Genomic DNA, 14431 nt, shown 5'->3' with positions numbered 1-14431 from the left:
GGTGCGGGCCGACCGGCAGCCCGAGCGCCGCCGCCAGCGCTCCCGCGGCGGTCGCGGCGGCGGCCCGCTCGTTCGCGCCGACCGTCTTCCGCCCATCCACCTGGTACGTCACCACACCACCGTCGCCCCGCACCCCCGAGCCGTTCGCCGCACCGGAGCCGTTCACCGCGCTCAACCCGTTCGCCGCCCCCGAAACGTTCGCCGCCCCCGAACCGTTCGCCGCGCTCAGGCCGTTCGCCTGCTGCGGGATGTTCACCTGGCCCGCGCCGTTCATGGGGCCGGCCAGGTCGGCGGGGCGGATCTCCATGACCAGGGGCGGGCGGCCGGGGACCCGGACGTCGAGCAGACCCGGGCCCAGGACGCGGGCCCTGGCGCCCATGAGCGCGGCGGCCCTGCTGACCGCGTGGGCGGCGGCCAGCTCCGGCAGCTCGGGCTCGCCGCGCAGCGCCGCCACGTGCTCGGGGGTCAGCTCGCCCGCCCTGGCCAGGGCCGCGATCTTGGCCGCCGCCCCCGGCTGCCCGGGCGCCAGGCCGGCCTTCCTCGCCTCGGCCTGGAGCACGGCGGCCATCCCGGTGGGCGCGGACCGCCCGCCGCCGAGCGCCGCCGCGATCGGCCCGCGAACGGCGGCCCGCCCGTTGAGCACATCGGCGAGAGATCCCTTGGCCCCGCCCTTGCCCCCCTCGGCGGCGGCGGCCGGCGTCCTGGGTGTGCCGCCGTTCAGGGCTGCTGCGATCGAGCCCTGCGTGGCGGTGCCGTTGAGGGCGTCGGCGATCGACGGGGCGGCGGGTCGACGGCCGTTGAGCGTGTCGATGAGGCCGCGCAGCTTGGCGGCGGTCGCCGCGTCCGCCGCGCTGACCGCTGGAGGCGAGCCGTTCGCGTCGGCGAGGGCCGACAGGACCGACGGAGCCGACGGAGCCGACGTGGGCCAGGGCGGGGGCGGCGGGGTGTGGCCGCGTTTGCGGAGGTCGATGGCCAGGGCGTCGATGGCGGCCGCGATCCGGTCCCTGGTCTCCGGGTCGGTGGTCGCATGCCACCTGCGCGACAGGTGGGCGTGCTCGTCGAGCCGGGGCGTGACGCAGTGGTCGGTGCCCTCCTCCTGGGCCGACAGCGACCCCCTGACGATCCCGTGCCGCGTACCGGCCTGTTGCGCGGCGCGTTCCTGGGCGACGTGCGAGATCTCGTGGACCAGCACCGACGAGACCAGGTCCGGGTGCACGCGGAGCCCGATGCGCATCACGTGCGGTTCATCGGCGGTGCCCGCGTACAGCTCCGTACGTCCGACGAGCCCCGCCCCCGGGTCCTCGGCCACCACCCGCACGTGCTGGTCGGCGGCCCCGGGGACCTGCACCACGAGGTGGTCGTCCCCGGCCCAGCCCAGGTGGGCGACGGCACCGCCGAAGTCGGTGACGGACACGTCCTGCGCGCGGATCTCGTCGAGGGTGAGGTCGGGAACGCCCTCGGGACGCGCGGAGGCGGACAGCGGGCTGCCGGGCAGCTCCTGGGAGGTGACCGACGGAGAGGTGGACCCCAGGAAGGTGCCGCCACCGACGGCCGGCGTGGCCTCCTCCTCGCCGATCTTCCAGACCGGTTCCGGCGGTGGCGGGAGCACGCCGCGCTCGTCCAGCGCGGCAGCGACCTGGTCGGTGAAGGTGCCGGACACGGGCGAGGTGAGGAAGACCTGACGCAGGTCGAGGTCGTGCCGGTCGGCCGCGTCGAGCAGGTGGGGCGGCAGCGTGGAGAACGCCTCGGCGAAGCCGGCGTCCCGCCGGCTGCTGCGCGCGCTGTCGTTGCGCACGGTGCCGTCGGGGGCGGCGAGGTAGCGGTGGATGCCGTCGGACTCGCGTACGTAGACGCCGGCCACCTGGCCGCGCTCGCGGGCGGCGACCCTGGCGTCCTGGAGGATCTGGATCAGCCCTTCGCGGCCGGGCTCCGGCTGGAAGGTGAACTGCGGCAGATCGTCCATCGGCGCCGCGACGCGGATGCCGCGCTGCATCCTGGCGTCCAGCTCCGCGAGCACCTCACCAGGCAGCGTGATCATGGCGGTGGCGCTGGACGCGGCGGGCAGGGACACACTGTCCTCGCGGGGTTTGACGTTGCCGTCGCCCCGCCGCTTGACCCGGGTGAAGGTCGCGTCGTAGTCCACCCTGACGCGGACGGTGTAGAGCTTGCCGCTCGCGAACATGCTGCGCTCGCTGCGCGCCCCCTGGTGCTGGTTGACGCTCTCCGAGGCCTGGGCGCCCGCGTTGACGCCGTAGGAGAGGCCGAGGAAGCTCCAGCCGTTCCCCGTGCTCATGCCCACGGGCTTGAGCCGGCTGCGGCCGATGGAGACGTTCTGCGCCTCGGCCCTTCTGTTGACCTCGCCTGTCTCGCCGTCGAACGGCCCGGCCACGACGGTGAGGTCCGACATGCGGGCCCTGACCGAGACGTCCACGCCCTGGGTGCGGAACCTCGGCTCGGCGACCTGCGCCATCACCTGGCCGTCGGGCCCCGCGACGGGTTCCAGGCCGGTGATCATGCCGGAGTGCGACAGCCACGCGGACAACGCTCCCGAGCGCTCCACGGCCGCCGCGTGGCCGACCATCTCTTTCAGCTTGCGCATGATGGCGGCGTGCAGTGTGGGCTTGTCATCGTGCTCGACCAGGACCTCGGGGAAGAAGCCCCGCGGCAGCTCCACCGAGCGCGGGTCGATCACGTCGGCGACCGGGCCTGGATCCTGGGCGACGGGGCGCACCATGTCGCTGGGGATGCGGCGTCGCAGCGTCATGTCGTACTCGCGCCGCACCACCAGGCGCTCGACGCGCGTGGCGTTCCGCTTGGCGCGGATCTTGGCGGCCAGGCCCGGCACGTGCCGCTCGAACGGGACCGGCCGCACCCGGGCCGGGCGGGTCGAGACCTCCAGGACGAGCACCTGGTCCTGCTCGATCGTGGTGTCGCCGACGAACCTCGCGATGCGCAGCAGCCGCATGACGTTGCGGATCGCGGTGCTGGCGAAGGAGCGGTTGCGCTTGGTGGACAGGCCGAACTTGCTGTCAGTGCCGTCCTGGCTGTCGCTGTAGTCGAGGCCGGCGGACCACGCGGCGCTGTACGACTCCGTGCGGGTGGCCTCCTCACCCCTGTAGCGCTGGATGATGGTGCCCTGTTCGTCGGTCTGGCTCACCATGCGCGCAAGGCGCGGGTCGCCCGCGCTGACCGTCCGCAGGCGGATGGTGACGACCTGGGTCGTCTGGCTTTCCGAGGCGTGCTGCACGTCGTACTCGCGCTCGAACCCGCGCCGCGACCACATCTCCTCGAGGTGGACCTTCGGGCGGGCCGCGTTGAGGTCCACCCGGAGCTGCCGGTACAGGTTGGGCGTGTGCTCGGTGACGCCGGGCAGCGCCTCCTCGACGGCGTTCATCACCTCGTCGAGGATCTCGACCCGCTCCCCGCTCGGACGGTTGCGCACCACGAACGACTCCGGGACGCTGACGCCCATGCCCTGCTCGTACTGGGGTGCGACGACGACCTCTCTGAGCTGGTCGTTGACGGTCTGGGCGGCGGTCAGGGCCTCGTCCAGCCGGATCCAGCCCTTGCCGGGGTCGTGCCGCGCGGCGGTGGCGGCCGGGGTGACCGCCGGGCCGATGTCGGCGACCTTCTTGAGCGCTTCGAGCAGCCGGGTCGGATAGTGCTTCTTGCCCAGGCCGATGTCCTCGCCGCGGTGGTTCGCCGCGGCGCTGACCTCGACGTACCGGTGGATCAGCGGCACCGCGACCGTGCGGTGCAGGTTCATGTGGCCGTTCAGCCACCGCTCGACCGCGTCGGCCACGACGGGCACCGGCAGGTTCAGCTCGCCTTCGGCGAACAGCCGCAGCGCGTCGTTCTCGGGGACGACGAACACCCCTTGTCCGCGGCTGCGCAGCGCGGCGCCCCGCCGCTCGCCGGCGAGGTCGAACCCGATCTGGGACGTCTGGCGGGTGGTCACCTTCGCGATGACGTCCACCGGCACCCGGATCCGGTACTTGCGGCCCACCGCGATGCCGAGGAACTCGGTGCCGAAGATGGCGACGAGCGCGGTCGCCACCGCCTTGACCCGGTTGCGCCCCGGCAGTGAGACGGTTCCGGTGTCGCTGGTCGTGCCGTTGTCGTCGGCGTCGCCGACGCTGTTCATCAGGCCGCCCAGGAAGTTGCGCGCCGCGCTCCAGCTGATGCCGGCGCTGCGCAGGGCGAGCATGATGTCGCCTGACACCGGGTCGGCGATGTCGACGAACTCCGCCTCGCCGAGCACCCCTCGCACGTTCACCCGGACGCGCGTGGGCGAGATTCCGTTGGGGTCGAGGACGACGTCGTTCATGACCGGGCCCTCGAAGATGTGGCCGGCGAGATGGTGGCGGCTCAGCATCGGCCAGAGCTGGACCAGCGGCGCGACCCGCTTCCGCAGGGCCTCGGGCAGCAGCCTCCTGACCTTGTTGATGTCGCTCAGCTCGCGGCCGGCGTCGAAGTGCTCCAGCCTGGCGATCTCCATGAGCCGCTTCGACGGCTTGCCGATCTTGCCGCTGAAGCGCGGGCCCCCCTCGTGGGGCAGCAGGCCGGCGGGGACCATCAGCAGCGGCTTGATGGCACGCGGCTCGACCAGCGTCGCGACCTCGTCGCCGTGCAGATGGTCGACCTGGATCGTCGCGTCGGTCAGGACACTGGCGGTCGGCTCCTTGTTGTCGTCCTCCGTCATGGCGACGTTGTTGACCATGCTGGAGGTGCTGGTGCCGGCCGAGAACGTGCGGTCGCCGCCGGCGTTCACGCCCGCGCTGTGGGAGACCCCGTCCTGCCCCTCCCCAGGGCCGTCACTCTTGCCCAGGGAGCCGCCGAGGGCCTTCGTGACCGATCGGTTGATGCCCCGTCCTGAGGTGTCGCTGGCGATGTCGAGGTGGGTCCGCACCTTGTGGGTCTGGCCGACACCGGTGCCGGTGTCGCCCTCGTCCTGCCGGATCACGATGTGCAGGGCGTGCAGGTCGAGGGCTCGGCCGACGCCGTGCGACTGCAGCGGGACGATGACGCCGCCCTGGGTGAGCTGGTCGAACCCGCTGCGGAGCGCGCTCTCCTGCAGGTGGGCCTTGATGTCGTCCTCGTTCAGCTGCTGGGCGGCGCGGATGAGCAGGTTGTCGCTGTAGACGCGCTCGCCGTTCTCGCCTCTGGTGGACACCAGGCCGGTGTGCTCGAGCTTGTCGATCACCTCCTGCACGAGGTTCCCCAGCTCGCGGATCTCCCGGACGTCGGTGGGGCCCGCTCCGCGCAGCCGGCCCTCGCCGACACCGAGCCAATCGGGCAGCCCGATCCTGCGGCCCGGGATGGGCTCCTGGGCGGGCGCGTCCGCGGGCACGGGCAGGCCGTCGGCGCCGAGCCTGATCTCACCGTTGTCCCGGACGAACGCCTGGACCGGTACGGGGTCGCCGGCGTACCAGGCGTCCACCGCCTGCTGGCGTACCAGCAGCTCGTTCAGGAACGGGTCCAGCTCCCGCGTCGGCCTGCCCGCCCGCTCGATGGTGAACGTGAGCTTGACCACCTTGCGGTGCGTCACCGACATGCCGCTGCTCTTGTCCACCTGCGGGTGCACGGCGACCTCGTTGGCCGTCGAGGCGGACGACTGCGCGATCGGCACGCCGGCCTTGACTTCGGGCTTGATCGAGTCCGCGGAGTAGTCGCCGAGGGGGCCGAGGACGTCCACGTCGTTGAGGTCGTCGGAGGTGATCTTCGCGGCCACCTTGCCCTCGATCGAGCCGCCGTGCTCGATCCTGGTGGTGGAGGTGGCGGTCTCGGTGAGCACCTGCTCCTGCAGCACGTCCCGCGTCCAGCCGCCGAGCAGCTTGGTCTCCTCCTCGACGACCTCGGCGGTGGCGGTGATCCTGGCATCGGGCATGCCCTGCACGGCGAGGTTCACCGACAGGCCGGACTCCAGCACCTGAGGGAAGCGCAGCTGCATCTCGCGGACGACGAACCTGCGCAGGTTGTCGCGGGCGCCGGTGCCGATCCGGGTGTACTCGCCGCCGAGCTCGGCGGCGAGCGCGTCCAGCGCCTCCTCCAGGCCGGTCATGCCGAGGACCTCCTGGTTCGGCACTCCGGGGCGGCGCTGGTCGGCGGGGATCGTGAGGGTGCGGGTGACGTTGGGGTCGATGGCGGAGTGCCACACCCAGATGCGCTGGGTGTGGGAGTCGCCCGGCTTGCCGGTCGTGACCTCGACGGGGTCGCTCCACGTGGTGTTCCGCCCGGTGCGCACCTGCACCGTCCACTTGGCGTCGCCGTCGAAGAGCGCCGCCTCCGTGCGGTTGTCCGCGACCGAGCCGCCCTGCTCGAACATGCTGCCGCCGCTGGAGACCGACCAGTTACGGCTCGCGCCGCCGCCGATGGCGACGCCGGCCACCCCCATCGCGTCGGCGATGGAGCCCTTGGGCAGCCAGTCCGCCAGTTTCCGCGTGTCGAACTCCGCCGACGTGCTGACGCTGCCCGACTCGGTGGCGGTGTAGGACTGTCCCGTCTGGTAGAAGTTGCCCTGCGTCAGCTGGGACGCCCGCATGCCCGGATCGGCCACCTCCACCAGGTCCGAGACCGTGAGCGCGATGCGCAGCTCGACCGCCTTGCGGCCGTGGCCCGCGACCAGCACCAGGCCGTCGCCCGCCACCACCTTGTGCCAGTCGGCGCGGATGAGGGTGTCCAGCTCGCCCACCTTGTACTGCTTGACAGCCTTCTGGGCCCTCAGCTCCTGGTTGACCTTCTCGGTGAGCTCGTCCAGGTGGGCCAGCCGGCCGGTGGGCATCGACTCGGTCAGCGACCACGGGTCGGGGCGGGTGTGGCCGACCGCCGCGTCGTACCCCATGTGGGACGCCGCGACCTCGCGCAGGGCGGCTTGCGCGAGCATGGGCAGCGACACCTCGTCGGGCCGGGTCAGCCGGGGCGCGCCGGACATCGCGTCGAGCAGCCGCGCGTACCGCTCGTGCGCCTTCCTGGCCCGGATCGCGGCGTTCAGCGCGGTCCCGTACGCGGCCGCGCGCCGCTCGTGCCGCTCCTGCTTGTCCCGGGCGGCGCGGGCCTCCTCGACGGCCGCCGCGCGCCGGCGCTCGACGCCGCTGTCCTTCTCCTTGGTGGTCTTCCTGGCCTTCTCCTCGGCCTGCCTGGCGTTGTCGCGGGCCTCCCTGGCGCTCGCCTTGTACTGCTCGCGCAGCCGCCGCAGGGTCTTCTCGGACTCCTTGAGCCGCTCGGCGGTCTGCCGCACCTCCGCGACGCTCGGGTTGTCGCCCAGGCGGGGGATGTCGAGGGTGATCCGCTCGTGCTCGGGCCCCGCCTCCCAGGGAGCGGGCGGCACCTCGACGCCGCGGGCGCGCAACGTGGCCAGCAGACCGTCGATGTCGACGGCCGTCGCCCGCTGCTCCGGCACCGTGTCAGCGGTGTTCCAGCGGCCGATCAGGTACGCCAGCTCGTTCTGCTGGGCGACCACGCACTCGTCCCTGGAGTTGGCGGCGACGCCGCTCGGCAGCATCCGGCGCAGGATCCTGCGCAGCGGGCCCCTCGACATGGCCTCCTGCCGCTGGAACGTGTGCGTGATCTCGTGCAGCCAGACCCTGGTGAGCTGGTCGGTGGCGATGCGGGGGGCGAAGGTCACCAGGTGCGGGCCGGTGTCGCTGCCCGTCCCCACCTGGGTCGTCGCCATCTCCCGCTGGTCGGGTCTGCCGACGGTGAAGCGGAAGTGCTGGGGGCCGTTCGCGGTGTCCACCACCAGGACGTCGCCGTCCCAGGAGAAGCCCCGCACGTTTCCCGCGCCGTGCACGAAGTTCTGCGGGTCCAGGTTCGCGACGGCCTGCTTGATCTCGTCCGTGGTGACGTCGGCGTCGCGGCCGCTGTCGGTGACGTAGCGGGTGCCCGGGATCGGGTGCGAGGTGACCGTTCCCGGCCTGCTGGTGTGCGCCTGGGGGCGGGCGGCGCCGGCGGGGGCGTCCGACGACAGATTGGGGTCGGATGCGACGAGCACCAGTAACGCGGCGGCGTCCACCACCAGGTCGGCCTGGGCGGCCACCTCGCCGGCGCGGGCGTCCAGCGCCCTGCGGACGCGCCGCATCGTGGCGTTCGGCAGGACCCGGTGACCGCCGTCCTGCCTCGGGACGAGCACCTCGCCGCTGGGGCCGATCACGGCGCCGGGGAACGTGGTGGTGAGCGCTTCCAGCAACGCCGCCCGCGCCCTGATCGGCGCGCCCGCCCTGTTGGACGCCTGCCCGTCCGTGTCGCCCTGGTCGGCGGTGGTCAGGCTGGTCACCGGCGTGCCGGTGTCCGTCTGGCCGTTCGCCGCCTGGCTGTTCCGGGTGGCCTGGGCGGGCGTCGTCTGGGAGGTCGCGTCGCTCTGGCCGGACGTGTCGGGCTGCCGGCCGGTGTCCGTCTGGCCGGACGTGTCGGGCTGCTGGGTCGTGTCCCCGGCCGTGTCCCCAGCCGTCGTGTCAGCCGTCGTGTCCCCGCTCGTGGTGCTCGTGGTGGTGTCGCCGGTCGCCGGGTCGCCGGTCGGCGTGCTCGGCTCCTGGGTGGTGGCGGGCTGCTGGGAGGACGTGTCGGGCTGCGGAGTGGTGGCCGGCTGCGGCTCGGGCGCGGTGGCCGCCCGCGTGTCCGCCTGCTGCTCGGGGGCGGTGTCCGTCTCCGGCTCCTGAACGGCGTCCTGACGCGGCTCGGGGGTGGTGTTCGTGTGGTTCTGGTTGTTCGAGGTCTGCCGCGATGAGGGGTCGGCCGTGGAGGGGGCGTCGGCGGTGGCCGGGGTGGCGCGGCGCTCCGGAGTCGTCTCGGGGGTCTCGTCCGCGTTGTCGTCGGGGGCCGGGGTGACGGCTTGCTGCTGGTCCGGGGTGCGGCGGCGGGACGAGGAGTCGGCGTCGGGCAGGCCGGGGCCGGGGCGGTTCGCCGAGGACGAACCGGCGGGCGTCGTGCTCGCCGTACGCTGGGCGGGAACGTTGACCGGGTCGGCGATCCGCACCCCGCCGGAGCCCGCGGGCGACATGCCGTCGGGGCCGGTCGGCCCGTTGGCGGGACCGGTGGGACCACCGGACGGTCCGCCCGCCGGGCTGCCGGCGGCGGCGCGGGCCGCCTCGGCACGGGCGGCGGCGTCGTAGGCGGAGGCGAGCGAGGTCGTCGGGTGGGCCAGCGCCGAGACCACGTCGGGATTGAACGGGCTGATCGTCCCGGTACGCCCCACACCACCGAGGAAGGCCCCGGTCATGGACTCGGCGGTGAACGGATTCTTCCACTCGCCGTACACCAGGCCCATGCCGAGGCCGCTGCCGATCGGCGAGGCGATCGTGTTCGTCGCGCCGGTGGTCACCGCCCGTCCGGCGAAGCCCGGCAGCACCCCGGTGACCCGCGAGATCGGCCCGGACAACCCGGTCCCGGCGACGGCGCCCGTGCCGGCGCCGATGCCGGTGGCCCCGAGCTCCTTCCAGTCCAGATCCTTACGGGTGCCCATCTCGATCTGCTGGGACTGGGCCTTCCAGGCGATGAAGAACTCCTCGCCGATCTCCTCGACCAGCTCTCTGCCGATGGGCGAGGCCAGGAAGCGGAGCAGCAGCCCCCGGCCGGTGGGGCCCGCGAGCGCGGCCACCTGGGCCAGCCTGACCGCGCCGACCTGCTTGCCGGCCATGGCGGCGAGCCTGCTCAGGATGCGGCTGATCGCCGCCCGCGCCATGGCCGCGTACTTCCCGATCAGCGGGGTGGCGGAGGCGGCGGTGAAGAAGTTGACCAGCAGCACGATGGCGATGGCGACGACCGTCACCCAGAAGGCCACGTTGATCGACAGCTTGGAGTACTGGGTCTGCACCGCGAAGTTCTGGGCCTGCAGGGCGTAGGCGTGGGCGTTGTTGCTCACGCCCGCCATGCCGCCCTCCTTGCCGTACAGCTCACGGGCCCGGCCGACGAACTTGGCGGTCGCGGGCGCCTGCCAGCCCGTCACGATGGTCCGCGCGGCGGTGCCGGCGGGCTCGGCGGAGGAGAGCGCGCCGTCCGACAGCGCCGCGTAGCGGCGGGCCAGCTCCGACAGGCCGGCCTCGCTGGCCAAGGGCCACTTCTGCCCGGCCGACAGCATGGGGACCAGCCAGTGGACCACCCAGTCGGGCAGTGACTCGGTCTCCCACACGGGCCGCACGTCACTGTCGATGCGGACGATCTGCTTCTCGACGGATTGTCCCCCGAAGCCGGGATCGGGACCCTGGACGTTCGTACCGCCCGTGTGCGACATGGACCCGGTCTCAGATTTCCCGCGTCATGCGGGTGAGGCCGTCCCTGATGTCCGCGTCCGTCTCCAGGGTGTTGTCGATGGCGGCGCGCAGCCGGTCGCCGGCGTCCACGACCTGCTCGGCCAGCCGCTTGCACTGGTTGATCATCTCGTAGGGCCCGCCCTCGGCGAGATGCGCCCGGTAGAAGGCCATGCCTTCGGTGCCGTCGCCCCACGGGGCCGTGGACATGTGCGCCTCGACGTCGGCGGCCAGCTTGGGCAGGCTCTTGCCGACCTCCTCGGCGGTGGTGGACCAGGCGGACATGCCGCGGTCCACGACGGGCTTGGCGATGAACGCGCCGCTCCAGTCCTCGTTCACCGGTCGCCTCCCATGTCGTCGATGAGCCGGGCCATCACGGCCTCCACGTCGCCTTCGAGGTGCGCCTTGAACTGGTCGGGCGGGATCACCGGCTCGAAGATCTCCATGACGCGTTCCTGGGCGGCCGCGGCGGCCCTGTGCGCGGTCTCGGCGATCGTGTCGGCGAGCGCCCGGGCGTCGGGACGCCGGTAGATGCGGGGGTCGATGTCGAGCCTGATCAGGTCGCCGCGCGGGCCGACGGTGACGGAGACCAGGCCGTCCCGCGAGGTCTCGGTGACCTGCACGGCCCTGGCCTTGGCGTGCAGCTCCAGCCCTTCGTCCTGCAACCGGGTGAACGTCTCGCGCAGCTCGTCGGCGTACGCCCGCATCGCGGCGACGTCCGGACCTTCCGAAGCCCCCATAGCCCCCTCGCCACTTTCACCCATGTGACGCCACATGTACCTGAGGAGTAAGTTTCCGTCACATTAACACCAGGAAACAAGGGGCTGGCCTAAACATGTGAATATCCGGAAGTGAGCGACACGGCCTCCTCCCGTAGCTCCGTCACCTCCGAGCGGGGCGCCCAGGCCCGCCACACGCCGCGTTCCACCCGGTCCAGCCCCAGGTCACGGGCCCGCGGCGCGGACCCGCCGAGGTATTCGAGCAGCAGCAGCCCGTCGCGTTCGTCGTGCACCTGGAACGGCTCGTCACGCCACCGGCACACGACCGTGACGAAGTGCAGCGACTCGCACTCGGTCACCGGCACCGTACGCACGTGGCAGCCGGGCTCCACCTCCTCGAAGCCGTCCAGCGGTTCCTCGCTGCGCAGGCGTACCCACAGCTCCAGAGCGTGCGGCTCGGGGCTGGCCGGGAAGACCGAGCCCTGCCAGCGGGCCCGGTAGGAGTGCCACGACGTCATGACTTCCTGCCCACGAGGTACCAGCGGCGCAGGTCGCCGTGGTAGACGGCACGGCGGTGCTCGGTGCCGGCGCTGGTCAGCTCCCAGATCTGCGCGCCGTGCGGCAGGCCCACGCCGTACACCTTGTACTCGCGGACGATGGAGTGCACGTTCGGCACCAGCCCCATCCCCACGAACGGCGGCTCCTCCACCACCCAACCGGCCACGGCCTGCCGGCCCTCCTCGTCGGTCCCCCCGTACGGCGTCCGGTAGAGCTCCAGGCCGACGGGCCGCCAGCGCAGCATGTTCAGCGAGCCCGACTCCGTGATCAGCTCCTCCTGCCCGAGTGCGGCGGCCAGCACGGCGGGGGTGGCGATGTGCGAGACGTCGAGCGCGTGATGACAGTAGCCCGACACCCGCGGCTCTGGCGTGTCCAGCAGGGCGGGGATGTCGGCGGCGGCGAGCAGCTTCTGCATCACCGGCACGCCGGAGCCGGGGGCCAGCAGCAGGTCCTGGGTCAGGGTGGGCACGGCCAGGCGGGCGACCGTGCCGGCTTCGAGCATGAACGACGCCGGCAGCCCCGGGTTGATCGCCAGCCCCCAGCGCAGGTCGGGCCAGACGGCGGCGAGTTCGGTCATCGAGGCGACCCGGTAGTGCGTGGCGGCGCCGCCCGTGGCCCGTGTCATCCCCTCGACCGAGGTGAAGGCGATCATCCAGGTCCGCTCGGCGTCGGCGGCGGTCGCCCAGGCGGGGGGCTCCGCACCGGCCGCCGCGGCGGCGGTGATCGGCAGCGCCAGGTCGGCCTCGCGCAGCAGGCTCAGGCACAGCGCCTGCTGCCCGTCCTGGTAGGCGGCCCACAGTTGTTCCTCGAACGGGCCGGCCGGAAGATGATCTGCGACGGTCACGCGACAATTCTGTCCTGTTTTGCGAGGGATTACCCCGCTGCCCCGGTACTGGGGAAGGCCGGCTCAGCGCGTGGGGACCGGGGTGCGCGGCGGCGTGGCGCGGCTCTGGTGGCGGGCGGCCGCGCGGAGTGCGCGGTAGAGGAGCCGCGCGTCGCCCAGGCGGTGGCGCAGCAGCCGTTCGAGGCCGCCGATGGGCACGAGGTTCTGCGGGGCGCGGGGGTCCTTGTAGTCGACGCCCGCCAGCGGCGGCAGGGCGCGGGTGAGGGAGTCGGCCAGGCGTACGAGGTCGTCGAGCGGCAGGTCGGCGCTCGCCTCGCAGCGGACGACGCCCGCCCACGGCATGTCGGAGGTCGTGGGCAGCCGGAGGTACCAGGTGTGGCGGCGCCAGCTCGTCCCCATGAGAAAGACCGGGGTGCGCTGGCCGGGCAGCAGCTCCGACACGATGGCGGCCTGCGGGGCGGGCAGGTAGGCGGTGTGGTGGGTCTTGACGTAGCCGACCGTGCGCGGCAGGTGCGTACGGCCCCGCAGCGGCCCGTCCACCAGCAGCAGGTCCTCCTCCCCCGCCTCGGCCCTGTGCCGTACGGCCAGCTCGACCTCCAGCTGGGTGAGGTGCCGCTGCAGGGCCAGGGTCAGCTCGTCGGCCCCCGGGCCTGGGGCGCGGCGGGCGCGGTAGGCGGCGGCGCTGGTGACGACGTCGCCGGCGTACAGGGAGGCGCTGAACAGCGACCTGCTCACCTCGACGGCGACCGGCGCGGCCCCGGCCCCCGACGCGCAGCGGACGATCCCGGCCGCGCACGACGCCGCGATGCCGGGCAGCGCGGTGGGGTCGCCGTCGGCGTACGTCCACAGGCGCGCGTCGATGCGGCGCACCCCGTCGGCGATCAGCAGCACCTCGGGCGGCGCGACGCCGGGGCCGGGCGTGATCGGGCGCCACCGGGCGGCGGCCAGCTCGACGTCGAGGTCCAGCTCGGCGCTGGTGGCGTCGAGCTCGGCCAGCGCCTCGGCGTCGAGCGCGGCGGAGTAGGACGGGTCCCACGCGTCGACGGTGAACCCTGCCGTCATGCGGTCGTCCTGGACAGATGTGACCCCTTGGCGTCGCGGCTGACCTCGAAGCGTACCGGGATGCGGTCGGCCAGCGCGGGCACGTGCGTGACCACGCCGACCATGCGGTCGCGGCCGGCCGCCAGGCGTTCGAGCGTGGTGGCCACGGTGTCGAGGGTGGCCGGGTCGAGGCTGCCGAAGCCCTCGTCGAGGAAGAGGGAGTCGAGACTGCGCGCGGCGGTCGCCGACAGACCGGTGACCTGGTCGGACAGGGCCAGCGCCAGCGCGAGCGCGGCCTGGAACGTCTCGCCGCCCGACAGGGTGCGCGCGTTGCGCCGCATCCCGGCCTCGGCGTGGTCGATGACCTCGATCTCGTTCCTGGCGCCGAGCGCGAGTTCGTACTGGCCGTCGGACAGCTCGCGCAGGGTCTCGGATGCGGCGGTGACGAGCAGATCGAGCGCCTCGGTGCACAGCCACCGCTCGAACGCGTCCGCCCGCAGGCACTGCGCCAGCTCCTTGGCGACCCTGGCCCGCTCCTCCTCCTTCTCGACGCGCTCGCGCAGCTCGCGAGCGGCCGCCCGATTCTCCTTGACCCTGTCCAGCCACGCCTGCGCCTGCGCGACGGCCGCACTGACCGACTCCCCCAGCGCGGCGGGCCGGTCGGGGACGGCCACGTCGTGCTCGGTGAGCTGGGCGACCACCGACGTCCACAGGGCGCGGGCCTGCCGTCCGGTCTCGGCGATGCGGGCCTCCTGGCTCTCCAGCGCGGCGCGCTCGCGGCCTTCCGCCTCGTCGCGCCAGGCCAGCAGGGCCGTCCAGGCGTGGTGCAGGTCGGCGCGGTCGAGCGGCGGCGCGCCGAGCGGGACCACCGTGTCGCGCGCGGCCTCGATGTCCCGCCAGAGCCGCTCGGTCCGGCGGGCCAGCTCGTCGGCCCGCCTCCTGGCCTCGGTGACGTATCTCACTCAGGAGACGGGGAATAGCGGGAAATGTCACCATCGTTAGGACGGGCGTGAACGAGGCATACGCGA

Annotated in this window: 7 protein-coding genes; all 7 read right to left on the bottom strand. The window is 73.1% G+C overall.

Annotated elements, in window-relative coordinates; all coding sequences use genetic code 11:
* On the bottom strand, positions 1-10225 hold a 10225-nt coding region (locus ABZW11_RS45260), incomplete at its 3' end, for a hypothetical protein (RefSeq protein ID WP_355432430.1).
* Positions 10226-10235: 10 nt separating this feature from the next.
* Positions 10236-10580, bottom strand: a complete 345-nt coding sequence (locus ABZW11_RS45255) for a hypothetical protein (RefSeq protein ID WP_355432427.1) — start codon at positions 10578-10580, stop codon at positions 10236-10238.
* Positions 10577-10981 carry a YbaB/EbfC family nucleoid-associated protein gene (locus tag ABZW11_RS45250; RefSeq protein WP_355432425.1) on the bottom strand — a complete coding sequence of 135 codons (405 nt, stop codon included), beginning with the start codon at positions 10979-10981 and terminating at the stop codon, positions 10577-10579. The genes ABZW11_RS45255 and ABZW11_RS45250 overlap by 4 nt, the downstream gene beginning before the upstream one ends.
* A gap of 89 nt (positions 10982-11070) precedes the next feature.
* Entirely contained in the window at positions 11071-11478 is a 408-nt protein-coding gene (locus ABZW11_RS45245) for a hypothetical protein (protein WP_355432422.1), read from the bottom strand.
* Positions 11475-12362 (bottom strand): SseB family protein, encoded by an 888-nt coding sequence (locus tag ABZW11_RS45240; RefSeq protein ID WP_355432419.1) that lies wholly within the window; start codon positions 12360-12362, stop codon positions 11475-11477. Before ABZW11_RS45240 ends, ABZW11_RS45245 begins: the two co-directional genes overlap by 4 nt.
* Before the next feature lie 63 nt (positions 12363-12425).
* Positions 12426-13424, bottom strand: a complete 999-nt coding sequence (locus ABZW11_RS45235) for a hypothetical protein (protein WP_355432416.1) — start codon at positions 13422-13424, stop codon at positions 12426-12428.
* Positions 13421-14365 carry an SbcC/MukB-like Walker B domain-containing protein gene (locus tag ABZW11_RS45230; RefSeq protein WP_355432413.1) on the bottom strand — a complete coding sequence of 315 codons (945 nt, stop codon included), beginning with the start codon at positions 14363-14365 and terminating at the stop codon, positions 13421-13423. Before ABZW11_RS45230 ends, ABZW11_RS45235 begins: the two co-directional genes overlap by 4 nt.
* Between the last annotated feature and the right edge of the window lie 66 nt (positions 14366-14431).

Source organism: Nonomuraea sp. NPDC004580 (assembly GCF_040609855.1).
Taxonomy (GTDB): domain Bacteria; phylum Actinomycetota; class Actinomycetes; order Streptosporangiales; family Streptosporangiaceae; genus Nonomuraea; species Nonomuraea salmonea.
The sequence above is the reverse complement of the archived record's forward strand: the minus strand, read 5'-3'. Positions and strand labels throughout refer to the sequence as shown.